Origin of the sequence: Streptosporangium heterodermiicola (assembly GCF_051390675.1) — a bacterium.
Lineage (GTDB): Bacteria > Actinomycetota > Actinomycetes > Streptosporangiales > Streptosporangiaceae > Streptosporangium.
On sequence record NZ_JBPJSR010000001.1, the window covers coordinates 821,340 to 843,910 of the forward strand.

General features: G+C 71.7%; 18 protein-coding genes. 8 read left to right on the top strand and 10 right to left on the bottom strand.

Annotated elements, in window-relative coordinates:
* Positions 1-401 precede the first annotated feature (401 nt).
* Positions 402-1,247, top strand: a complete 846-nt coding sequence (gene panB / locus ACSC1Q_RS03345) for a 3-methyl-2-oxobutanoate hydroxymethyltransferase (protein WP_350970736.1) — start codon at positions 402-404, stop codon at positions 1,245-1,247.
* A 121-nt stretch (positions 1,248-1,368) separates the two neighbouring features.
* Here panB and ACSC1Q_RS03350 read toward each other — a convergent pair whose 3' ends face one another.
* The 3 genes from ACSC1Q_RS03350 to npdG form a co-directional block, all read right to left on the bottom strand.
* Positions 1,369-2,280: a threonine/serine dehydratase gene (locus ACSC1Q_RS03350; protein WP_436757123.1), complete on the bottom strand. Its 912-nt coding sequence runs from the start codon at positions 2,278-2,280 to the stop codon at positions 1,369-1,371.
* Positions 2,281-2,384: 104 nt separating this feature from the next.
* Positions 2,385-3,557 (bottom strand): trans-sulfuration enzyme family protein, encoded by a 1,173-nt coding sequence (locus tag ACSC1Q_RS03355; RefSeq protein ID WP_436757124.1) that lies wholly within the window; start codon positions 3,555-3,557, stop codon positions 2,385-2,387.
* Positions 3,558-3,647: 90 nt separating this feature from the next.
* On the bottom strand, positions 3,648-4,313 hold the full coding sequence (gene npdG / locus ACSC1Q_RS03360) for an NADPH-dependent F420 reductase (protein WP_436757125.1): 666 nt from the start codon (positions 4,311-4,313) through the stop codon (positions 3,648-3,650).
* 123 nt (positions 4,314-4,436) lie between these two features.
* Between npdG and ACSC1Q_RS03365 the strand changes: the two genes are divergently transcribed.
* Positions 4,437-5,015, top strand: coding sequence for a hypothetical protein (locus ACSC1Q_RS03365; RefSeq protein ID WP_436757126.1), 579 nt, complete (start codon positions 4,437-4,439; stop codon positions 5,013-5,015).
* Between the two features lie 98 nt (positions 5,016-5,113).
* Here ACSC1Q_RS03365 and ACSC1Q_RS03370 read toward each other — a convergent pair whose 3' ends face one another.
* Positions 5,114-6,064 (bottom strand): LysR family transcriptional regulator, encoded by a 951-nt coding sequence (locus tag ACSC1Q_RS03370; protein ID WP_436757127.1) that lies wholly within the window; start codon positions 6,062-6,064, stop codon positions 5,114-5,116.
* Positions 6,065-6,167: 103 nt separating this feature from the next.
* Between ACSC1Q_RS03370 and ACSC1Q_RS03375 the strand changes: the two genes are divergently transcribed.
* Both ACSC1Q_RS03375 and ACSC1Q_RS03380 read left to right on the top strand, forming a co-directional pair.
* The gene (locus tag ACSC1Q_RS03375; protein ID WP_436757128.1) at positions 6,168-6,437 is read left to right on the top strand and encodes a CBU_0592 family membrane protein; all 270 of its coding nucleotides are present in this window, start codon (positions 6,168-6,170) and stop codon (positions 6,435-6,437) included.
* Positions 6,434-7,093, top strand: a complete 660-nt coding sequence (locus tag ACSC1Q_RS03380) for a cyclase family protein (protein WP_436757129.1) — start codon at positions 6,434-6,436, stop codon at positions 7,091-7,093. The genes ACSC1Q_RS03375 and ACSC1Q_RS03380 overlap by 4 nt, the downstream gene beginning before the upstream one ends.
* Before the next feature lie 105 nt (positions 7,094-7,198).
* On the opposite strand, the gene ACSC1Q_RS03385 is transcribed toward ACSC1Q_RS03380, so the two are convergent.
* Positions 7,199-7,381: a hypothetical protein gene (locus ACSC1Q_RS03385; protein WP_436757130.1), complete on the bottom strand. Its 183-nt coding sequence runs from the start codon at positions 7,379-7,381 to the stop codon at positions 7,199-7,201.
* Between the two features lie 44 nt (positions 7,382-7,425).
* Here ACSC1Q_RS03385 and map point away from each other — a divergent pair, with 44 nt between their 5' ends.
* Positions 7,426-8,274 carry a type I methionyl aminopeptidase gene (gene map / locus ACSC1Q_RS03390; protein ID WP_436757131.1) on the top strand — a complete coding sequence of 283 codons (849 nt, stop codon included), beginning with the start codon at positions 7,426-7,428 and terminating at the stop codon, positions 8,272-8,274.
* 87 nt (positions 8,275-8,361) lie between these two features.
* On the opposite strand, the gene ACSC1Q_RS03395 is transcribed toward map, so the two are convergent.
* The 4 genes from ACSC1Q_RS03395 to ACSC1Q_RS03410 form a co-directional block, all read right to left on the bottom strand.
* A complete protein-coding gene (locus ACSC1Q_RS03395) occupies positions 8,362-8,775 on the bottom strand; it encodes a sensor histidine kinase (RefSeq protein WP_436757132.1) in 414 nt (137 codons plus the stop codon).
* 178 nt (positions 8,776-8,953) lie between these two features.
* Positions 8,954-10,996: a bifunctional copper resistance protein CopD/cytochrome c oxidase assembly protein gene (locus ACSC1Q_RS03400; protein ID WP_436757133.1), complete on the bottom strand. Its 2,043-nt coding sequence runs from the start codon at positions 10,994-10,996 to the stop codon at positions 8,954-8,956.
* Positions 10,993-11,616, bottom strand: a complete 624-nt coding sequence (locus ACSC1Q_RS03405; RefSeq protein WP_436757134.1) for a copper resistance CopC family protein — start codon at positions 11,614-11,616, stop codon at positions 10,993-10,995. Before ACSC1Q_RS03405 ends, ACSC1Q_RS03400 begins: the two co-directional genes overlap by 4 nt.
* 89 nt (positions 11,617-11,705) lie before the next feature.
* Positions 11,706-12,998, bottom strand: coding sequence for a helix-turn-helix domain-containing protein (locus ACSC1Q_RS03410; RefSeq protein ID WP_436757135.1), 1,293 nt, complete (start codon positions 12,996-12,998; stop codon positions 11,706-11,708).
* A 1,702-nt stretch (positions 12,999-14,700) separates the two neighbouring features.
* Here ACSC1Q_RS03410 and ACSC1Q_RS03415 point away from each other — a divergent pair.
* The 3 genes from ACSC1Q_RS03415 to ACSC1Q_RS03425 all read left to right on the top strand — a co-directional run bounded on the left by ACSC1Q_RS03415 (position 14,701) and on the right by ACSC1Q_RS03425 (position 20,640).
* Positions 14,701-15,078 (top strand): helix-turn-helix domain-containing protein, encoded by a 378-nt coding sequence (locus ACSC1Q_RS03415; RefSeq protein ID WP_436757136.1) that lies wholly within the window; start codon positions 14,701-14,703, stop codon positions 15,076-15,078.
* A gap of 89 nt (positions 15,079-15,167) precedes the next feature.
* Positions 15,168-18,284, top strand: coding sequence for an AfsR/SARP family transcriptional regulator (locus ACSC1Q_RS03420; RefSeq protein ID WP_436757137.1), 3,117 nt, complete (start codon positions 15,168-15,170; stop codon positions 18,282-18,284).
* Positions 18,285-18,411: 127 nt separating this feature from the next.
* Positions 18,412-20,640 (top strand): molybdopterin cofactor-binding domain-containing protein, encoded by a 2,229-nt coding sequence (locus ACSC1Q_RS03425; protein ID WP_436757138.1) that lies wholly within the window; start codon positions 18,412-18,414, stop codon positions 20,638-20,640.
* A 36-nt stretch (positions 20,641-20,676) separates the two neighbouring features.
* On the opposite strand, the gene ACSC1Q_RS03430 is transcribed toward ACSC1Q_RS03425, so the two are convergent.
* Positions 20,677-21,633 (bottom strand): excalibur calcium-binding domain-containing protein, encoded by a 957-nt coding sequence (locus tag ACSC1Q_RS03430; protein ID WP_436757139.1) that lies wholly within the window; start codon positions 21,631-21,633, stop codon positions 20,677-20,679.
* Positions 21,634-22,571 lie beyond the last annotated feature (938 nt).

Here is a 22,571-nt window from a genome sequence, read left to right on the forward strand (position 1 = left end):
TTACCGTGCCGGGGCACCGCGTCCCGCCTGCCGAGGACCCCCTGACGCGCCCCGCTCCGCCCCGCCCCGCCCGCATCCGGCCGTCAGCCGCTCCCCCGGGCGCCTCGGATGTGTCACACATCACCCGCGCCCGGCCGCCGGGCCGTTCCCGCGAACAGGTCGGTCGCACCGACAGGCCTTCGCCACCGGATCACCACCCGGACACACCCGCCGATCACGCTCCGTCACCGGAACGAAGGTGCGAACATATCAGACTAAAAGCATGAAAGCATCACATAACTCCCGCACCCGCCCGCTGGATTACCACGCCGATCAGGTCTGTTGAACCTGTCGTACGCGTGCAATCATCGAAACCGTCCGGGGACGCCACAGGGGCGCCTCGAGACTTCACTGGAGGTCCCATGTCCTCTTCCGTCACCAACCGGCCGACCTCTCTCTACGGCGGCCAGGCTGGACGAAGGATCACCGTGCGCGACGTCGCCGCCGCCAAGGAGCGCGGCGAGCGGTGGCCGATGGTCACCGCGTACGACGCGATGACCGCCAGGGTCTTCGACGAGGCCGGCATCCCCGTGCTGCTCGTCGGCGACTCGGCCGCCATGGTCGTGTACGGCTACGACTCGACACTGCCCGTGTCGGTGGACGATCTCATGCCCCTGACGGCGGCCGTGGTCCGCGGCTCCTCCCGCGCGATGGTCGTGGCCGACCTGCCGTTCGGTTCCTACCAGTCCTCTCCCCAGCAGGCCCTGGAGACGGCCGCCCGCTTCATGAAGGAGGCCGGCGCGCACGCGGTCAAGCTCGAAGGCGGGCGGCGGGTGCTTCCCCAGGTCGAGGCCCTGGTCTCGGCCGGCATCCCGGTGATGGCCCACCTGGGCCTGACCCCCCAGTCGGTCAACGCGCTCGGCGGCTACCGCGTGCAGGGCCGCGGCCAGTCGGGCGACGAGCTGATGGCCGACGCCAAGGACCTGGAGTACGCCGGGGCGTTCTCGGTGGTCCTGGAGTGCGTCCCCACCGACCTGGCCGAGCGGGTCACCGCCTCCCTGTCGATCCCCACGATCGGCATCGGCGCCGGGCCGGGCACCGACGCGCAGGTCCTCGTCTGGCAGGACCTGATGGGCCTGACCGCCAGCCCCGCCAAGTTCGTCAAGAAGTACTTCGACCTGGCCCACGAGATGGACAGGGCCGTACGCAGCTTCGCCGACGAGGTGTCGACCGGCGCCTTCCCCACCGCCGAGCACAGCTACCGCTGACCGGTCCGGACCGCGCAACCCCCGGGCGGCGCGGAACCGGTGACCACCGCCGAGCCGCCCCGGCGCCCCAGGAGAACCTGGCGGCGCCGGGGCGGCCTCGTCGTACGGAACGCGCGAAGCGTCAGACGAGCGTCGCGGGGTCGGTGTTGGCGCCGCACACGACGACGGCCACCCGCTCGCCGGGGGCCGGGGTGTACACACCGGACAGCAGGGCCGCGTACGCCGCGGCGCCCGCGTGCTCGGCGGCGACCCTGTGTTCGCGCCACAGCTCACGCCGCGCCTCGACGATGGCCTCGTCGGAGACCAGGAGGCTCAGCACCCCCGCCGCGCTCGTGACCTCGTACGCGATCTCGCCCGCCCGGCTGGCGCCCAGCGCGTCGGCCCCCACCCCCGAGACCTCGACGCCGACCGGCCCGCCCGCCTCCAGGGCCCGGCGCAGGGTGGGGATGAGCTCGGGCTCGACGGCGACCACGCGGGCCCGGCCGCCGAGGGCGACGGTGATCCCCGCGACGAGCCCGCCGCCGCCGACCGCGACGACGACCGTGTCGACGCCCCCGGTCTGCTCCAGGAGCTCCAGGCCGACCGTGCCCTGGCCCGCGACCACCTCCGCCTGGTCGTAGGCGTGGATGTCCAGGGCACCGGTCTCGGCCGCGCGCTTGACCGAGGCCTCGTACGCCTCGGCGTAGACGGCGCCGGTCTGGGTCACCCGCGCGCCCAGCGCGCGCAGCCCGGCGACCTTCACCGGGCTGGCCACCGTCGGCACGAAGATCTCCGCCTGGACGCCTAGGTCGCGCGCCACGTACGCCACCGCCAGGCCGTGGTTGCCCCCGCTCGCCGCGATCAGCCCTGCCTCGGGGATCGCCTCGGAGGCCAGCGCGCGGTTGAAGCCTCCGCGCGCCTTGAACGACCCCGAGTGCTGCAGCCCCTCCAGCTTCAGGAACAGCCCAGGCGACACCTCGACCACCGGCGTACGCAGGACGTGCCCCGCGATGCGCCCGGCGGCCCGCTCCACGTCCTCGAACGACACGCTCACGCGTGCTCCCTCCCCATGAACACGATCCCGGAGGGGGCGCCCGGTCTCCCGGGCGGCCCCGCGCCGCGATGCCGGAAACACCGCGGATCCCGCTGCGCGCGGCGTCAGGCGAGTGCCTGCTCGAAGTCGGCCCACAGGTCCTCGACGTGCTCGATGCCGACCGCCACCCGCACCGTACCCTCGCCGATCCCGTGCCGGGCGAGCTCCTCGGCGCTCAGGGAGCGGTGGGAGGTGGTCGCGGGGTGCAGGATGAGCGTCTCGACGCCGCCGAGGGACGGGGCCAGCAGGGCCAGCCTCACCGAGCTCATGAACCGCTCCCCCGCCTCCCGCCCGCCCGTCAGGTCGAAGGAGAAGACCCCCCCGAAGTCGGGCAGGAGCTTGGCCGCCAGCTCGTACGAGGGGTGCGAGGGCAGCCCCGGCCAGTGCACGACGGAGACGGCGGGGTGGGCGTCCAGGCGGGTGGCCAGCTCGCGGGTGTTGGAGCAGTGGCGCTCCATCCGCAGCGGCAGCGTCTGGATGCCGCGCAGGGTGAGCCAGGCGGCGAACGGGTCCGCGGTGGCGCCCAGCTTGGTGGTGAAGGACCACACCTTGCGGTACAGCTCGTCGGAGGCGAAGACGGCGATCCCGCCGAGCACGTCGGTGTGCCCGCTCAGATACTTGGTGGTGGAGTGCACCACGATGTCGGCGCCGTGCTCGATCGGCCTGCACAGGATCGGCGAGGCGAAGGTGTTGTCGACCACCGAGACCAGTCCGGCCTCGCGGGCCGCGGCGCACATGCCCGGCAGGTCGGCGACCTGGGTCACCGGGTTGGCGATGGTCTCCAGGTAGACCAGTTTGGTCTCCGGCCGCACCGCCTCGCGCAGCGCCGCCGGGTCGTCCTCGGGGACGTACGAGACCTCGATCCGGAACCGCGCCACCAGGTCGTTGATCATCGCGGCGGTGCCGCCGTAGAGCGGCTTCTGCGCGATCAGGTGGTCGCCGGGCTCCAGCAGCCCGAGGAGTACGGAGTTGATGGCCCCCATCCCGGAGCCGGTGGCCACGGCGCCGACGCCGCCCTCCAGCCCGGCGACGGCCTCCTCCAGGGAGCGGACCGTCGGGTTCGACAGCCGCCCGTAGACGAAGGCGCCGTCCGGGCGGCCCATCCCGTCGGCGAAAACGGCCGGGTCGTCGAAGACGAACCCGGAGGTCTGGTAGAGCGGCATCGTGATGGAACGGCTGCCGTTCAGGGGAGGCTGGGGCAGGTGGACGGTACGGGTCTCCGGACGAAAATCAGTCATATGCCAAGGATGTCCGGTTAACGTGCTATTTGTCAGATCCAATCGGGCAAGATTGGCCTGGTTCAAGGACCGAATCCACTCAACCGGCCGCTAGAGGTCGGTGACGCGCAGGCCCGCGTGGGCCTTGTAGCGGCGGTTGATCGAGATGAGGTTGGCGGTCAGCGCCTCGACCTGGTGGGCGTTGCGCAGGCGTCCGGCGTACACGCCACGCATGCCGGGGATCCGGCCCGCCAGTGCCTGGACGGTGTCGGTGGCCTCGCGGTCGTCACCCGCCACGAGCACGTCCAGGGTGATCTCCTCGACCTCGGGATCCATCAGCAGGACGGCCGAGACGTGGTGGAAGGCGGCGACCACGCGGCTGTCGGGCAGGACGGCGGCCGCCTGCTGGGCGGCGCTGCCCTCCTCCACCGCGAGCGCGTAGGCACCCTGCTTGTCGAAGCCGAGCGGGTTGACGCAGTCGACGACGATCTTCCCGGCCAGCTCGGAGCGGAGGGACTCCAGCGTGGAGCGGTGCCCGTCCCAGGGAATGGCCACGATCACCACGTCGGCCTCGGCCGCCACGGTCGGGTTGTCCGCGCCGCGCACCGATCCGCCGACGCTCTCCGCCGCCGCCTGAGCCCGTTCCGCGCTCCGTGAACCGATCAGCACGGTGTGACCGGCGAGGGCGAACCGCCGGGCCAGGCCCTTGCCCTGGTCGCCGGTCCCGCCCAGGATCCCGATCGAGATCTTGCTCACGTCCGGAATGTCAGTGCTCACTCGCCACTCCTCATCGTCCCCCGGTCGCTCAGGGCCGGACTCCATCGACCATATCGCCTGTCCCGATCATCTCAGGGGCGCGTTTCCAGGATCGGCGCGGGGTGTCTGGGGCACGATGGTGCGATGGACGCTGGGTCGGTGACGCTGCTGCGTGAAATCCTGGCCTCGACCGGCTGGGTCGAGCGGACCCGCGAGCTGGGCCTCGCCCTCCGCGCGACACGCTCCCCCGGCGGGCTGCTGCTGGTGGGCACGCCCCAGGAGGAACCCTGGCACCTGACCGCGCACCTGGGCGACGAGGCCAGGCTCTCCGGGATGCCGCAGCTCACCCCGACGCTGGTCCGCTGGGCGCCCGCCCCGGAAGCGCCCGCGCACCTGCGGGTCGGGCTGGAGCGGATCGAGCGGGCCAGGCGGGGCGAGACGCTGTTCGTGGTGGCCGAGGAGCGCGCCCCCGAGGCGCTGCTGGAACGGGTGAGCGACGCCCGCAGGACCGGCACGACGATCCTGGCCCTGGACGGCGGCGACCCGGATCTGAAAGGTCTGGCCCACGACGCGCTGACGGTCCCCGAACGGGCGCCGTTCTCCTTCGACGGAGCCCAGCACCTGGTGAGCATGGCCGCGGGCGAGGCCGGCCGCCGTCCCGGCCTGCGCGACCGCCTGGCCGGGCTGCTGGAACGGATCAGCGGCCCGCGGGTCACCGACTAGCCCCACCGGCCGCCCCCTGGAACCAGCGGGCGGTACGGCCGGACACAACCAGAACGCGACCGGAACACCCCTGAGAACGGCTCAAGCCGGCAGTAAGGCTAGGACGCGTTCCAGCGCGCTCCGAGCCGTCCCGGCAGTTCCTCGGCCGCGTCCCTGAGCGCCGCGATGACCACGGCCTGCACCGGGTCGGGCTCACCCGAGCGGGTACGGCTGAGGCGGGTCACCGCGTCCAGTTTCCTGGCGCCCACGTTGGCGATGCCGGTGACGACGACCTCACCCTCCGGGACGTCGAGCAGGGCGAGCGACGGCACGATCGCCACCCCGTGCCCCGCCGCGACCAGGGCGAGCGTGGGCGGGAACTCCTGGATCATGTGCACCCGGCGCGGGGTGAATCCGTGCAGGGCGGCGAACCGCTCCAGGGCGTGGCCGCAGGCCTGGTCGGGCGGTCCGGCGATCCAGGGCACTCCCGCCAGGTCGGCGACCTCTCGCGGGACGTCCGCCCAGCCCGGCGGGGCCACGATCCGGTACTCGTCCACGTAGAGGGGATGGGAGACGATGGACTGCTGCGCCGCGACGGTCTTGTCGGCCTTGTCGGCGTCCTCCTCGGTGAGGGCGAGGTCGACCCCGCCGAGGCGGAGCTCCCGCAGCGCGGGCGCCCCGTACAGCTCCTGGATCCGCGGCGTGATCTGGGGGTGGCGCTCGGCCAGCCTGCCCAGCGCGGGCACCAGCAGATGCCTGATGACCGTGGGGAACGCGGCGATCGCCACCGGCCCGGCCAGCCGCTCGGTGAAGCGGATCAGCTCCCGCCTCGCCTCGCCCAGCTCCTCCTCGACGCGCTCGGCGTATCCGGCGAGGACCCGGCCCGCGGGGGTGAGGGCGACCCGGCGCTGCGACCTGTCGATCAGGGAGAGCCCGACCTCCCGCTCCAGGAGCTCGAGCTGCTGCGAGACCGCCGAGGCCGTCAGGTGGAGCGCCTCCGCCGCGCGCATGACACCGCCGCGACGGGCGACCTCGTGGAGCACCCGCAGTCGCCGGGGATCGATATCCATGCAGCTCAGCTTACGTGGACATTAAGAAAACTTTATTTGCCCTTCAGTGAGCGGGACGGAAATCATGGGGGCATGAGCCTCTCCCCGTCGGGCGCGTGATCCGGTGCCCCTCTTCGTCAACCTGCTCGGCTGGGCCGGCGCCGCCGTCATGCTGTACGGGTACGCCATGGTGTCGATGTCCAGGATGACCGGCGACGGCCTGCCCTACCAGGTGATCAACCTGGCCGGGGCGGTCGCGCTGATGGTCAACACGGCCTACCTCTCGGCCTGGCCCTCGGCGATCCTCAACGTCGTCTGGGGCGTGATCGGCCTCGTCGCGATCGGCAGGATGGCCGGGGCCCGCACGAGGCGCGAGAAGGTGAGCGTCCCGTGACCCGGCTGGTCGAGCTGAGCCACCGCATCACCGAGGGGATGATCACCTACCCCGGCGTCCCGGGCCCCCGCCTGGGCGTGCACCTGAGCAGGGAGGACTCGCGGGAGGTCTACGCCCCGGGCACGGAGTTCCACATCGGCAGCGTCGAACTGGTCGCCAACACCGGCACCTACCTCGACACCCCCTACCACCGCTACCCGCAGGGGCCCGACCTGTCGGGGATGCCGCTGGAGTCGCTCGCCGACCTGCCGGGCCTGGTCGTACGGGCCGAGGGGGCGCCCTCCGTGGGGCTCGACCGGTTCGCCGGGCTGGACGTGCGCGGCAGGGCCGTACTCCTGCACACCGGCTGGGACCGGCACTTCGGCACCGAGGCGTACTTCCACGGCCATCCCTACCTCGAACCGGAGGCGGCCCACTGGCTCGCGGAGCGGGGGCCCGCGCTCGTCGGCATCGACAGCCTCAACATCGACGACACCCCGCCCCGCGGTGAGCGTCCCGCGCACACGCTGCTGCTCGCGGCGGGCATCCCGATCGTGGAGCACATGACGGGGCTGGCCGCGCTGCCCGGCAGCGGGTTTCGCCTCCACGCCGCGCCACCGCTGCTGGCCGGCCTGGGGACCTTCCCCGTCCGCGCGTACGCCGTCGTGGACGACTGACCGGCCTTCCCCGCCCGCGCGTACATCGCCGTGGAGGATCAACCGACCTACCCACCCGCGCGTACGCCGTCGTGGACGGCCGGTAACCGGTAACCGGCTGCGGGCTCAGTCGTCTCCGTCCCAGGAGCGGTCGTTCTTCTTCCACTCCTCGTTCCTGTCGGCCGCGGTCTTCAGCGCGGCGGACGCGGCCTCGCGGGTCGGGTACGGTCCCATCCGGTCCTTGTTCGGGCATCCGTCGTCGGGTTCGACGGCCATGTGCGTCAGGCAGAACCACCATTGATCACTCATGCGGCAATACTGCCCAGTGAGAAGCACAACTAGACTGGGGGACCATGACGACACTGCTCCAGCCCGGGCGGATCTCCCCCATCCGCAAGGTTCCCTCTCATATCCAGCGGCCGGAGTACGTCGGGAAGAAGGTCCCGAAGACCGGGGAGTCCGACGTCAAGACCCCTGAGATCATCGAGCGGATGCGGGTCGCGGGCAAGCTGGCTGCCCAGGCGCTCGAAGAGGTCGGCAGGCACGTGGCCCCCGGCGTCACCACCGACGAGCTCGACCGGATCGGCCACGAGTTCCTCTGCGACCGCGGCGCGTATCCCAGCACGCTCGGCTACCGCGGCTATCCCAAGTCGCTGTGCACCTCGATCAACGAGGTGATCTGCCACGGCATCCCGGACGACACCGTGCTGCGCGACGGCGACATCGTCAACATCGACATCACCGCCTTCATCGGCGGCGTGCACGGCGACACCGACGCCACCTTCCTCGTCGGCGACGTGGACGAGGAGTCGCGCCTGCTGGTCGAGCGCACCCGCGAGGCCACCAACCGGGCCATCAAGGCCGTCGCCCCCGGCCGCCAGCTCAACGTGGCCGGTCGCGTGATCGAGGCCTACGCCAAGCGGTTCGGCTACGGCGTGGTCCGCGACTTCACCGGCCACGGCATCGGCACCACGTTCCACTCGGGCCTCATCGTGCCCCACTACGACGACCCGTCACTCGCGGTCACGCTGGAGCCGGGCATGACGTTCACGATCGAGCCCATGCTGACGCTCGGCACCATCGACTACGACATCTGGCCCGACGGCTGGACCGCCGTCACCAAGGACCGCATGCGGACCGCCCAGTTCGAGCACACCATCCTGGTGACCGAGACCGGCCACGAGATCCTGACGCTTCCCTGAGTCCGGGCCCGTCCCGCGATCATCTCCCTGACCTGGGGAGACCGCGACCTCCGGGCGCCGCTCCCCCTGGCGGGCGCCCGGCCCAGGCTAGTCCTGGCCGGGCACCACTCCGGTGACGGTGGTTCCCTCGCCGGGAACGCCGTTGACGCCGCACGAGCCGCCGAGTCGTTCGAGGTGGGCGCGCATGGCGGCGACGCCCCGGCCCTTCGCCTCTCCGAAGAAGCCGACCCCGTTGTCACTCACCGTCATACGCAGGCCGCCACGCCCGAGGGTGACGGCGACGGAGACCGTACGGGCACCGCTGTGCCGCTCGACGTTGGCCAGCGCCTCCCCGAGCGCGGCCAGCACGGCTTTGGCGACCACGGGCGGGACGTCCCGGGCGGGCAGCGCCCAGATCTCGACGGTGATCCCGGTGCGCTCGGCCCATTCGGTGAGATGCTCTTCGAGCGCCTGGGCCAGGCTCCTGCTCCGGCCCTCGCGTACGCGCACTTCCTCGGACACTGCTCAACCTTCCTGATGCACATTGCAGCCACCGGCCCCCCGACCGGATATGTGACTGGGCGTGGCGCGCGACGGAAAAAGCGCTGCACCCGCTGCGGTGAGCACGAGCCCCCTGCGATACAGGCTACCGGGAGGTGTCCTGGAGGGGGCTCGAAGATAGAAGGGCGTAGCTGTCCGGCTACTCCGCGCCGTCTCGCCTGTTGAGTTTGGCCAGGTAGTCATTGTAGGCGTCGAGCTGGGCGTCGCCGCTGCCACCGTCGCGGGCCGCGGCGGCGTCGGCGCGGCGATCGGCCCGGCGGGCCCCCCGGTCGTCGTGGCGCCACCACTGGAAGGCGAGCGCGAGGAGCACCACGAGGGTCGGGATCTCCCCGAACCCCCAGGCGATGGCGCCGCCGGTCTGCTGGTCCTCGATCGCGGAAGCGCCCCAGGTACGGCCGAGCTGGTCGTACCAGTCGGAGGCCAGCACGGTGGTCATGCTCATCAGCGCGATGCCGAAGAACGCGTGGAACGGCATGGTCACGAACAGCAGGATGAGCCGGGCCACGTGCGGCAGCCGGTAGGGGGCGGGGTCGACGCCGATGATCACCCAGAAGAACAGGCACCCGCTGAGCAGGAAGTGCACCGTCATCACGATGTGGCCGAGGTGCTCCTCCATCGCGGCGGCGAACAGCGGCGTGAAGTACAGCGCGTAGGTGGAGACGATGAAGATCGCGGTGGCGATCGCCGGGTGGGCGATGACGCGGACGAACCTGCTGTGCAGGATCGTCGTCAGCCACTCCCTGGGGCCCCGGTCGCCCCTGCGGGCGGCGGGCTTGAGGGCGCGCAGGGCCAGGGTGACGGGCGCGCCGAGCACGAGGAAGATCGGCACCATCATCGACAGCGTCATGTGCTCGGCCATGTGGGCGCTGAACAGCACCTTGGCGTAGCGGGCGACACCGCTCTGGGTGGCGATCAGCAGGATCAGCACGCCGGTGAACCAGGCGGCCGTACGGCCCTTGGACCAGGAGTCACCGCGCCGGGCGAGCCGTACGACACCGGCGAGGTAGAGGCCCGCCAGCAGGGCGATGAGCGTGCCGGAGAACAGGTCGAACCACCACAGCGAGGCCAGGTTGGCGAGCGAGATCTCCGGCGGCATGGTGTAGCCGAGCACGTCGAAGGCCCTGTCGACGGGCAGGACCGCCGGGGGCGGCGCGGTGCGGGACAGCGCGACGGCGAGCCCGACGGCCACGAACATGACGACGATCTCGCCGGAGGCGAAGCGGAGGAACGTGCCGGATCCGCCCGCCGCGAGCAGCGGCAGGGTCCGCCTGCGGTGCCACCAGCCGACGGCGCCGAGCAGCGCGAACGCGGCGGTCTTGGCCAGCAGCAGCAGGCCGTAGGCGGAGGTGAACAGCTCGGAGAGGGCGCTGAGCCTGGCCAGGACGCTGAAGACGCCGGACAGCCCCACCCCGATGAAGCACCACAGCGCCAGGGCCGAGAAGCGGGCGGTGGCGATCTCCAGATGTGGCCGGCGGCGCAGCGCGTGCGCGCAGAGCACGCCGAGGCCGCCCACCCAGAGAGCGAGGACGACCAGGTGGACGGCGACGCCGGTGGTCGCCAGGTCGTGGTTGGGCGAGGAGGAGGAGTGGCCGGTCAGCGCGGGCGGGAGCATGGTGGCCAGGGCGAGGATGAGCAGGCCGCCGGCCGCGCCGGCGGTGATCGCGCCGCGGGCGAAGAGCGCGATCGCGACCGAGAACAGCACGACCAGGGTCAGCGAGATGCCCTGGGAGACCTGGCTGGCGAAGCTGGTGAGCTCGTCGCCGCCGAGGACGTCGGCCACCGGCAGCCCGAGCGCCTCCGAGAGGCTGAACACCATCGTGGCGGCGGCGGCCCCGGCCCAGGCGAGGGCGATCCAGGAGGTGGCCTTGACGTAGCCGAGGGCGGATTTGCCCAGCAGGCCCTTGTCGTTGGGGAGCAGGATCGCGGCGGCCAGGAGCGTGCCGACGGTGAGCACGCCCGCGGCGTCCATCGCCAGCTTCGACAGCGGCAGTCCCCAGCGGGTGAACGCGCCCTGGTCGGGCAGGCCCGGGATGATGCGCGGGCTCGCGGCGCCTCCGGCGATCATGGCGATCACCAGGGCGGCGACGGCCGCTCCCACGCCCGCCAGGGCGAGCTTCACGACCCGGCCGTTCGCCGGCGCCTCGGCCTGTGCCGCCTGCGCGGCCCGCGCGGTCCTGCTCATGTCCGCTTCCTGCCGCGCATGCTGAAGAACAGGCCGATGCCGACGCCGGTCAGGCCGCCGACGACGATCCACATCCAGCCGGGCACGCCTCCCGAGGAGCCGGGCTCCTCGGACTCCCCGGCCGCGGCGGCCGGGCTGAGCGTGGCGACCGGCGTGCTCGCGGCGGGCTCGCTCCCGGCACTCCCGGCACTCTCGGTGGCCTCCGGGGACGGCGAGTTCTCCGAAGGCGGCGGGGACGGCGACGGGGAGGCCTCGGCGGAGCCGAGGAGGGTGAAGGGGATCTCCCCTTCTATCGGGTGGCCGTCGGAGGAGACCACGCGGTAGGCGATGACGTACTCGCCGGGCGGGAGGTCTCCCTTGACCTTCTGGGTGACCACGGGGCCGTCGGCGGCGGGTTTGCCGTCCTGGTGGGTCTCGTCCCCGGAGCGGACGACGACGTTCGGGAAGCGCACGGTGGCGCTGAACGTCAGCTTCACCTCCTCCAGGTTCTCGACCTTCGCGCCCTTGGCCGGGTTACTGCTCTTGAGCCGGTCATGGGCGAGGGCGGGCGAGGCAAAGGCCGTGCCGAGAACGAGGGCGGCGAGAAGCGCGAGGGCGACCGCGACAGGGGAAGTCTTCATGGCAACCACAAGGCTACCGACGCGACCGCGCGGTCTCGACCCCCCTGTCCGATCCATCCCCTCGGGCGGGTCGCCCTCGCCCTCCCGATCTACAGTCCGACGCAGGCCAGCGCCCGCTTGTAGGCGTCGACACTCCGATCAGGCTCGTCGATCCGCTCCAGGACCCGGGCCGCGGTGAGCCAGGCGTGGGCGGCGAAACGGATCTCCGGCATCTGCTCCAGGTATTCGGCCCCGGCCAGCAGCTCCCGCGAGGCCTCGGCCCGCAGGCCCAGCGCCGCGAGGGTCTCGCCGTGCAGCAGGCGGGCGTCCGCCTGCATGACCTTCGGCATGCCGTCGAGCAGGTCGCAGACGAAGCGCATGCGCTCCTCGGCCCGCTCGGGCCTGGCGAGCAGCAGATCCACCCGGACGAGGCTCATCGCGCAGCGCATCTTGTCGATCGCGCTGGCGGAGCTCTCCGCCAGCTCGCTCTCCACCTTCAGCAGCACGTCGCGCCAGGCCTCGGCCTCCATGGGACGGACGTTGAGCAGGATCTGGGCGTAGTCGCTGCGCAACCGGGCCAGCCGGCGCAGGTCGCCGTACTCGGACTGGATGGCCAGGGCGCGCTCGGCGTGCGTGACCGCCTCGTCGGCGTGGCCGGTCTCGACGGCGACGAGCGCGGCGCCCCAGTGCGCCAGGGTGAGCGCCTGCGGGCTGGCGAGCAGCTCGGCGGCGGCGAGCATCTCGGCGGAGAACTGCCGGGCCCTGAGCAGGTCGCCGCGGTTGACGTAGGCGGCGAGAAGCTGGCCGCCCAGCCGCATCAGGCCGTCGGTCCAGGCGGGCCGGACCGCGCCGGTGAGGATCTGCTCGGGTACGCGTACCGCCTGGGCCATGTCCTTCGTCTCGCGGTAGCAGCGCGAGAGCGCGACGGCGACCGCGATGTGGCGCTCGGGGCTCATGGCCACCGCGTCGTTCTCGCGCAGCCCGTTGAGCAGGACGATCGCCTGCTCCAGGTCTCCGCAGGCCTCGGTCGCGAGGGCCAGGCCGTACTCGGTGTCCTGCCGTAGTTGCGGCAGGCCCGCCAGGCCGCTGTCGGCGAGGAGCTCGGCGTATCGGTTGCGGGCCTCGACGACCTCTCCGTTGTCGAGGGCCAGCTGCGCGTAGCTGAGCGCGAGCTCGATCTCCTGCATCTGCTCGGCGGTGACGCCGTTGATCAGATAGGTCAGGGAGCAGTCGAGTTTTTCGGCGAGAAGCTCCAGCACCGCGGGTGTCGGAGTACGCTTGCCACTCTCGATGAGAGATACGTAACTGTCCGAAAGTTCTGGATGAGCGAGCTGCGCCTGCGAAAGACCGCGTTGCCGACGGACGGTTTTGATGCGCTGCCCCACTAGGTCTTGACCAGTCACGTTGCCCCTTGAAAGATGTCATTTGAGCAGCAGAACCTACGACAGGAGTCTCCCCGTGCGCCGACGTCTTGCCTTGTCTGCCCTCGCCATGCTATTAACGGCCACTTTTGCCGTCACTAGCAATGCTACGACCGCGAGTGCCGATTCGTCTGCCCCCCCGAAGGCCCCAGGCAAGCATTCTTCGCAATTGGTCAGCGCCCAGTCCAACCTGGACTGGGGCTGGCCGGACTAACCGGCGGCTCAGTTTGCCGGAGAGACAGGGAACGGAAAGAATCCCGTCCGCCCCTGTGGAGAGCTTCCAGCCAGCGAGCCGCTCCACCTGACGGGACCGGTGTGCTCAGCCGGTGTGCGGGCGTGCAGGCCTTCGCCGAACACGCTCCAGCTACGGGGCCCGCGAGAACACCGAGGCGTCACCGCCCCGGAACAAGCACCACCGATCGTGTCCGAACCGGGGTTCGGAACCCTTCCGAGAAGATCGTCGTTCTTCACGGAGGATCCCGGCCGGACGAACACACGCGCAGGGTTCCCGCTACGTAAGGACTTACGTACGGACCCCTTCATCGCAGGTCACGGCTCACGGGCCGCACGGTTCGGGTCGAGGGCGCCGGTGACGGCCACTCGATCCCCCTCGTCGGCGTCATAACCGTTCCGCCCGCCCTTCGTCGCCGACCGGTCCGCAGGCCGGTCGGCTCACGAACCCCCGTGTCCTTCGGTGCCCTCTGCTTTTGAAACCAGTCGTTACCCTGAAAAATATAATGAACTAATCCGCTATCAAGCGGATGTCCTAAAGCGGTCAGCCAGATTCTCAGAAGGCGGACGGCTGCTTTCTCATGGGCGCGAACAATGCCGCGGGCGGAACCGGCCCGCCGAAAACCGGGAAAGCGGCCCCCTCGGGGAGCGGAAACATGATCCGCACCACGGGAAAACCGTGAACACGATCCGCCCGTATGCCCGCGACCGCCGCGCCCTCCCCGGGTTTCGGTCTCCCGCGCCGGCCCCCACGCGCCCGCGCTCGACGCCCGCGGACATCTCTAGGCGATCTCTAGGCTCACCTGCGAGAGTAAACGGCGAGAATTCCAGAAAGATCCGGCGAAGACCGGTGACGGGGGTTCGTTTCTCCGGGCCCGGCCCGAGAGGGCCATTTTCCAAGCGCCTCCCCTGCCACCACCGACACGGACGACAGGATGGAGGGACCATCGATGTGCGACTCTCCCCCGCGCGCGTACGACGGTGACGGCCGGTCCCGTGCGCGTGCGGTTCTCCACCCCCTCCCCGGCGCGGGACACCTCTCCCCCGGTGCGGGACGCCCTGGAAACCCGTCGCGGCGCGGCCCGGCGTCGACGCCCGCGGGAAGGAGCACGGGAAAGAACACGGTGGCGGCGCCCGCGGAGAGGGACACGAGAAGGAACACGGTGGCGGCGCCCGCGGGGAGGGACACGGGCGCGTTCGGTCCGGCATGGTTCGTGAGGGGCGCATGACCCACTTCCTGCCGTCCTCTCCCTCCGCGGGAGAGCGGTCCCCGGTCCGGCACGACGTCGAGACCCTCTGTTCGTCCGCGAAACGGACGATAGATATGTTCCTTCCTGAACCACGAAAGAACACCACGTTTCTCCAGCTTTTCAATTCCGCCGTCGTCCCGCCGGGGGTGCGGACGAGGATCGTGGTCGATTCGCCGCACGAGATGGCCGATTTCCCCGCGTCCGTGGAATCGAGGGTCGATCCGCTGATCTCCGAGAGATTCCTGGTGATCGACGATCACATCGCCCTGACGGGTCACCCGTCCCGGATGGCGATCGTGCGTGCCCCCGTGCTGGTCTCGTTGCTGGGAGACCTGTTCGAGCACGTCTGGTCACGCGCCGAACCGCGGCCCCGGGGGTGGAAGGCGCCGTTCGCGCTGACGGACCAGGAGAAGACCGTGCTGAGAATGGCCGCGGAGGGCATGACGGACGAGGTGATCGGCCGCCAGCTCGGGTTGACCTCCCGCACCGTGCGCCGCCACATGGCCAACGCGATGGAGCGGATCGGGGCGCACAGCAGACTCCAGGCTGGAGTGCGTATCGCCAAAGCGGGAATCGTCTGACCAACCGCGGGGAATCCTGCGTCGCAAACTTGTCGGATAGTGTCTTCCTCACGACTTCGCTGCGCCATGCCCGACCGCGTGGAGGTCTGATGGAAGAGACGCGCACCACCGCCCACGTCGGGGAGAGCCTCCCGGTGGGAAACCTCGGCATTGACATCCTGGGGCCCGTGACCGGCCGGAGGGGTTCGCAGCGGCTCGACCTGGGGGAGCCCAGACGGCAGGCGGTCCTCTGCGTCCTGGCGATCAACGCGGGGCAGGTCGTCACCAAGGAGAAGCTGATCGACGGGGTGTGGGGGGAGCGCCCCCCGAAGACGGCGGAGCAGAGCGTCTACACCTACGTGTCCGGACTGCGCAGGACCCTCGACCCGGACCGGGACCCGCGCAGGCCTTCGAGGGTGCTCGTCTCCGTCTCCGGCGGATACTCATTGCGGCTCACCCCCGAGCAGGTGGACGCCCTGGTGTTCGAGCGGCGTCTCGACCTGGCCAGGAAGGCGCACGCGAACAACGCGTACGAGACCGCCCTGCACTCCCTGAACGGGGCCGTGGGGCTGTGGCGGGGCACCTGCCTGAGCGGCATTCCCGGCCCGTTCGCCGAGGTCGAGCGGCACAGGCTGAGCGAGCTGCGCCTGACCGCGCTGGAGCTGCACACGGACCTGCTGCTCCTGCTCGGGCGCCCCCAGGAGGCCGCCGCCCGGCTGGTGCTCCTGACCTCGGAACACCCGTTGCGCGAGCGGCTCCGCGAGCTGTACATGGTCGCGCTCTACCGCTGCGGCCGGCAGGTGGAGGCCCTGAAGGTCTACCAGGAGACCCGGCGCCTGCTCGCGGAGGAGTTCGGCATCCAGCCGCACGAGAGTCTCCGCAGGTGCCACGAGCTGATCCTGCGCGCCGACCCGCTGCTCGACTTGCCCGCCGCGCTCTCCGACGCCCCCTCCGCCGACGACTCCGGAAGCTCCTCGAACTCCGGAGACTCCTCGAACCCTGCGAACTCCGAGAGCTCCGAGAGCTCCGCGAACCCCGGAGAGCCCGGGAACTTCGAAGAGAGCTCCGAGGACTCCGGGAACCCCGGCGGCACCGCGGGACCGGACGCCGGTGAGCGGAGGGCCCCGGGTTCGCGGCGCCGCACGGCCCCGAGGACGAGGACGGCCCGCCAGCTGCCACGCGACCCCGTCGACTTCGTCGGGCGCGCGGAGGAGCTCGTACGGTTGAGAGGACTGCTCTCCCCCTGGGACGGCGGCCCGCCGCACCACGTCGTCGCGATCACCGGAGCGCCCGGGTCCGGCAAGTCGACCCTGGCCATCCGGGCCGCGCACATGGTCCGCGACCGCTTCCCCGGCGGGCAGCTGTACGTGAACCTGCGCGGGGCGACACCGGGCATGAGGCGGCTCGAACCGGTCGAGGTGATCACCAGGTTCCTGCGCGACCTCGGCATGTCCCCGCACGGCATCCCCACGGACGTCGACGAGGCCGCGGCGCTGTGGCGCGGCGAGCTCGACGGCCGCGAGATGCTCATCGTGCTGGACGACGCCGCCGACCTGGCCCAGATCCGCCCGCTGCTGTCCGTGTCGATGGGCAACGCGATCCTGACGACCAGCCGGGAGAGCTTCACGCTGCTCGACGACTGCGCCCGCGTGCCGATCTCCGGGATGCGGCGGACCGAGTCCTCCGCGATGCTCGCGAAGCTGATCGGGGCCGAGCGGGTCGCCGAGGACGCCCGCGCCACGAGGCGCCTGATCGATCTCTGCGGTGGACTGCCGCTCGCCGTCGGCATCGCGGGAGCCCGGCTGGCGAACCGGCCGCGCTGGAATGTGACCGATCTGGTGGACCGGCTGGACGACGAGCACGGCCGGTTGCGGGAACTGGCGGCGGGCGACCTCGCGGTGCGGTCCAGCCTGGCGGTCAGCTACGACATGCTCGCCGGCAGCGAACACCTCCTCGACCGGACGGCCGCCCGCGCGCTGCGCGCGCTCGGCGTGCTGCAGACGGCCGACGTGACGGCGCACATCGTCGGCGCCCTGCTGGACGTCCCGGTGGAGACGGCCGGGCACGCCATGGAACGGCTGGTCGACGCGCATCTCTCGGAGATGGACGAGCCGGGAAGATACCGGCTGCACGACCTGGTGCGGTTGTTCGCCAAGGAGCAGGCCGCCAAGGAGGACCCGGAGGCCGACCACGACGTCGCGCTGGACCGGGCGCTGAGCTCGTACGTCGGGACCGCCCGCCTGGCCATGGAGGTGGGCCGCTACCCGCGCCCGGCGCGGACGGACGTCGACCTCAGCGCCGAGCCGCTCTCGCTGACCTCGTACGAGGAGGCCCGCGACTGGCTGCAGCGGGAGCAGGCCAACCTGCTGTCCGTCGCCTTCCAGGCGATGTCCGCCCCCCGGGAGCGGACCGCCAGGCTCGGTGTCGCCCTGGTCTTCGCGCTGTTCTGGCACCTCCACCACGCCGGTCTCCGCGACCATCTCCTCGCGATCAGCCCGCAGCCCCTCGCGATCGGCAGGCGGCTGGACGATCACAGCATCGAGTCGCACGCGCACTGCCTCGCCGGTCTGGCGCTGAACATGGTCAACCGCCCGGCGGAGGCCGTGGACCACTTCCGGCACCAGCTGGACCTGTGCCGCCGGCTCTCCGACGCGCACGGTGAGCAGAAGGCGCTGGGCAACCTCGCGATGAACTACCTCGAACTCGACCGCTACGAGGAGACCATCGACTGCGCCAGGAAACAGCGGAAGATCGCGAGCGCGATCGGGCACAGGTCGGGCGAGCAGTTCGCGCTCACCATGATCGGGGCGGGGTACAGCGGCCTGGGCCGGTTCGAGCAGGCGCTGGCGGTGCTGGACGAGGCCCTGACCATGTGCCGCAGGGACGGCAATTTGTACCAGGAGACGTCCGTGCACAACAGGCTCGGCGACACCCACCTCGGCCTGGGGGACGCCGTGTCGGCCAGGGCCTCCTTCGAGGCCGGTCTCGACTGCGCGCGCGTCGGACGGCTGAGCGTCGCCGAGCCGTACCTGCTGCTCGGCCTGGCCCGCTCCTACCGGCTCCTCGGCGAGCCGGGGCGCGCCTCGGCCTACCTGGCGCGCTCCCTCGCGTCCGCGCGGGCGACGGGGAACGAGGAGGTGGAGGGGCAGGCGTCGGTCGAGGAGGCGATCGTGCTGGCCTCCGGCGGGCAGCCCGTCACGCCCCCGAGCCGGATGATGGCCCTCTGATCCCTCCCCGAGGGCCGGCGGCGGCACACGGGTTCCGGGCACAACCGCAAGAGTCGCCAACGGCCACCCCCCGCCTTCCGTCGTGCCTGCCATGTCCTCCCCCGGGCCGGGCTGATGTACTGCTGGGATGAGCGGCATCGAGACACGGCGGCGGCGCGGCGTCGGCGAGAGCGTCCTGCGTCCCGACGGGACGCTGAAGGTGACGGGCGAGTTCGCCTACTCCTCCGACCTGTACCTGGCGGACATGATCTGGGGGGTCACCCTCCGCAGCCCGCACCCGTCGGCGTGGATCCGCTCGATCGACGTCGGCCCCGCGCTCGCCATGCCCGGCGTGTACGCGGTCCTCACCCACGAGGACGTGCCGGGCGCGAAGTTCTACGGCCTGGACCGCAGGGACCAGCCGGTGCTCGCCGTCGACCAGGTCCGCTACCAGGGCGAGCCGGTCGCGCTGGTAGCGGCCGACCATCCCGAGCGCGCCAGGCGGGCGGCCGAGGCCATCGTCGTGGAGTACGAGGTCCGCGAGGCCGTCACCGACGCGCGCCGGGCCGCCTTCGACGCCTCCTGCCCCACGGTCCACGAGAGCGGCAACCTGGTGCGCCACCAGCCGATCCGGGTCGGCTCCGCGTTCGAGGCCCCCGTGGTCGTCACCGGCGAGTACGAGGTCGGCATGCAGGACCAGGCCTTCCTCGGGCCCGAGTCCGGGCTCGCCGTACCGGCCGAGGACGGCGGGGTGGACCTGTTCATCGCGACGCAGTGGCTGCACTCCGACCGGGAGCAGATCGCGCCGTGCCTGGGGCTGCCCGAGGAGAAGGTACGGCTCTCGCTGGCCGGGGTGGGCGGGGCGTTCGGCGCCCGGGAGGACCTGTCCATGCAGGTCCACGCGTGCATGCTGGCCCTGCGCACCGGCCGCCCCGTGAAGATCGTCTACAACCGCGAGGAGTCCTTCTACGGGCACGTCCACCGCCACCCGGCCAGGATGCGCTACGAGCACGGCGCCACCCGCGACGGCGGGCTGCTCTACGTCAGGGCGGAGATCCTGCTCGACGGCGGCGCCTACTGCTCCACCTCCCCCGCCGTGGTCGGCAACGCGGCCTCCCTGGGGGTGGGCCCGTACGAGGTGGACAACGTGTGGATCGACGCCTACGGCGTCTTCACCAACAACCCGCCCTGCGGCGCGATGCGCGGCTTCGGCGCGGTCCAGGCCTGCTACGCGTACGAGTCGCAGATGGACAGGCTGGCCGAGGCGTGCGGGATCTCCCCGGTCGAGGTCAGGATCCGCAACGCCGTCTCCCAGGGGTCGGTGCTGGCCACCGGGCAGGTGATCGACTCGCCCGCGCCGCTGGCCGAGATGCTCAGGGAACTCGCCGCGATGCCGCTGCCCGTCTCTGACGCCTCGGGCGGTTCAGGCGGCTCGGATCTGCTGAATATGCCGGGCGGCGTCTCGCAGACCACCCACGGCGAGGGGGTGCGGCGCGGTGTCGGGTACGGCGTGGGCATCAAGAACATCTGCTTCTCCGAGGGCTTCGACGACCACTCGACCGCCAGGGTGCGGGTGGAGCTGATCGGTGGCGAGCCGCACGTCCTGGTGCACACCGCGGCGGCCGAGGTTGGGCAGGGCCTGCTGATGGTCCAGGAGCAGATCGCCAGGACCGAGCTGGGGATCGACGCGGTGACGGTCGCGCGGGCGGACACGTCGGTCGGCTCCGCCGGGTCCTCGTCGGCCTCCCGCCAGTCGTACGTCACCGGCGGCGCGGTCAGGGCGGCCTGCGAGGCCGTGCGGGAGCGGCTGGCGAAGCTGACGGGCGACGGGTCGTCGCTGGTGGAGGCGCTGGAGCGGGCCGGGGCCGTGGAGGAGACGAGGGAGTACCGGCACCGGCCGACCTTCCCCCTGGACCCGTTCACCGGGCAGGGCGACTCGCACACCCAGCTCGCCCTGTGCGTCCACCGGGCCGTGGTGGACGTGGACGTGGAGCTGGGGCTGGTCAAGGTGGTGGAGCTGGCGGCCGTCCAGGACGTGGGTAAGATCATGAACCCGCTGGCGCTGGAGGGGCAGATCCACGGCGGCTCGGCCCAGGGGCTGGGGCTGGCGCTGATGGAGGAGATCCAGGTCCGCGACGGGCTGGTGCTCAACCCGTCGTTCACCGACTATCTGATCCCCACCATCCTCGACATGCCGCCCATGCGGTTGTCGATCATGGAGTGTCCCGACCCGAACGCCCCCTACGGCCTGCGCGGCGCGGGCGAGCCGCCCACGCTCTCCTCCACCCCCGCGGTGGCCGCCGCCGTACGGGCCGCCACCGGCCTGCGGCTGCCCAGGGTGCCCATCCGCCCCCACGACATCGCCCTGGAGGGGTGAACCCCCTCGCGGTGCGGGGGCCCGCGCCGGCCGGGGTCAGCCGGTCTCCGCCTGCTCGCAGGCGACGCCGTCCCCGTCGCCGTCGACGTACCACTGGTACTCCTCGTGGGTGCCCTTGAAGTAGGGGCCGTCGCCGTTCTCCCGCGCGGCCTTGCAGGTGGGGTACTTGCGGTCGACGCCCTCGCGGGGCGCGTTCGCGGAGGTGTCCCCGGTGGTGTCGGCCGGGCGGTTCGCGTTGGTCCCGGCGGTGTTCGTGGTGGCCGGGGCGGTGGCTCCTCCGGTGTTGGCCGGAGGGGTCACGGGCTGGTCGGCCGGAGGAGGATTCACGGGCTGGCTCGCGGGAGGGGTCACGGGCTGCTGGCCGGCCGGAGGGGTCGTGGCCGTGCCGTCCGGCGGGGTGAAGACCGACGCGCTCGGCTGCGTGCCCGCCGGCTGCGGGACGGCGGCCCCGGAGCCGAGCAGCCTGACGACCATCGCGTCCGCCTGCTCCTTGGTGAAGGAACCCGCGATGCTCAGGCTGTCGTCGGTGATCGCCTGGGCGACCCGGGGGGCCGCCACCACCTTGTCCCCCACGACGATCGCGATCTGCTGCCTGACCGGGTCGTCCTGGTCGACCGCTTCCGCGGTCAGGTCGTTGATCTGCTCGCGGAAGGCGGGCGCGAACGCGATCCTGACCGAGTAGGCGCCGCTCTTCTCCAGGACCGCCTCGATCTTCCGTACGGCGTTCACGTTGACCCCGGCGGCGACCGAGTAGCAGGTCTGCCCGAGGTCGTCGGGATAGGTGTCCGGAACCGTGCAGGCTCCGGCCTTCGCCTCGGTCACCGGGGCGAAGTGGAGGGGGACCGCCAGCCTCTTGGGCGGCGCGCCGCCGAGCGGCATGTCGGGGTTGCGGGTCATGAGCACCGCGATGGTGCCGAGCACACCGGTGATCAGCACGACGATGACCAGGACGGTCACCAGGATCGCGGTGGTGACCCGGCTCGCCTTGGGCACCTCGTCCGGTGACTCCCCGGCCCGCCGCCCGCCGGTCCCGGGAGCGCCCGCGCCCGGCCCGCCCGCTCCCGGCTCGCCGGGTCCCTGGACGGTGGGCGCCTGCCCCTCGGTGAGGGCCAGGGTGTCGATGTCGGGACCACCCGCACCCGGGCCCCCGGGAACCGGGCCTCCTGGAGCGGGGTCCCTCGGATCTCCTGAGCCCTGCCTCTCGAAGGCGGCTCCCCCGAAGGCCGGATCGCCGAACCTCGTGTCGCCGGAGCCGGGACCGCCGGACCCCGCACCACCGGCGCCAAAGGCATTGAAATCTGAACCTCTAGCACCAAAAGCATCGAAGTCAGAGCCGCCGGAGCCGGGACCGGGGTCCCTCGGCCCGCCGAAGGCGTCGAAGGTGGACCCCCCGGAGCCGGACCTGGAACCGCCGAAGGCGTCGAAGGTGGAACCGCCGGGACCGGACCCGCCACCGCCGAAAGCGTCGAACCCGGAGCCGGGGCCACCGGGACCGGGGCCGAGGCCAGGGCCGGCGGGACCGAGACCGCCAGGACCGGAAACGGAGCCGGGGCCGGGGCCGGGACCGGAGCCGGACCCGCCGGGACCGGAGCCGGGGCCGGGAGCGCCGAAGGCGTCGAAGGTGGAACCGCCGGAACCCCGATCACCGCGACCCGGTTCGCCGAGGTCGGCCGGACCACCTGAGCCGTGGAGGGGAGCGTCGTCCGATTTTCCCGCACCGCGGGCGTGGCGGCCGGGTGAGGCGCCAGGGCGGCCCGGCGGGGCGAAGGCGTCATAGGAGCCGGACGGGGACCGCGACTCGTCAGAGGGGTCGTCAGGCCCGGCTGGAGGTCCCTGCGGTACGGGCGGCCCACCCTGCCCCGCGTGCATCCCCATCGTCATATCCCCGTATTCCTCGCATCTGTTCGCGGCGAGCCTACCGATCGTCGCGG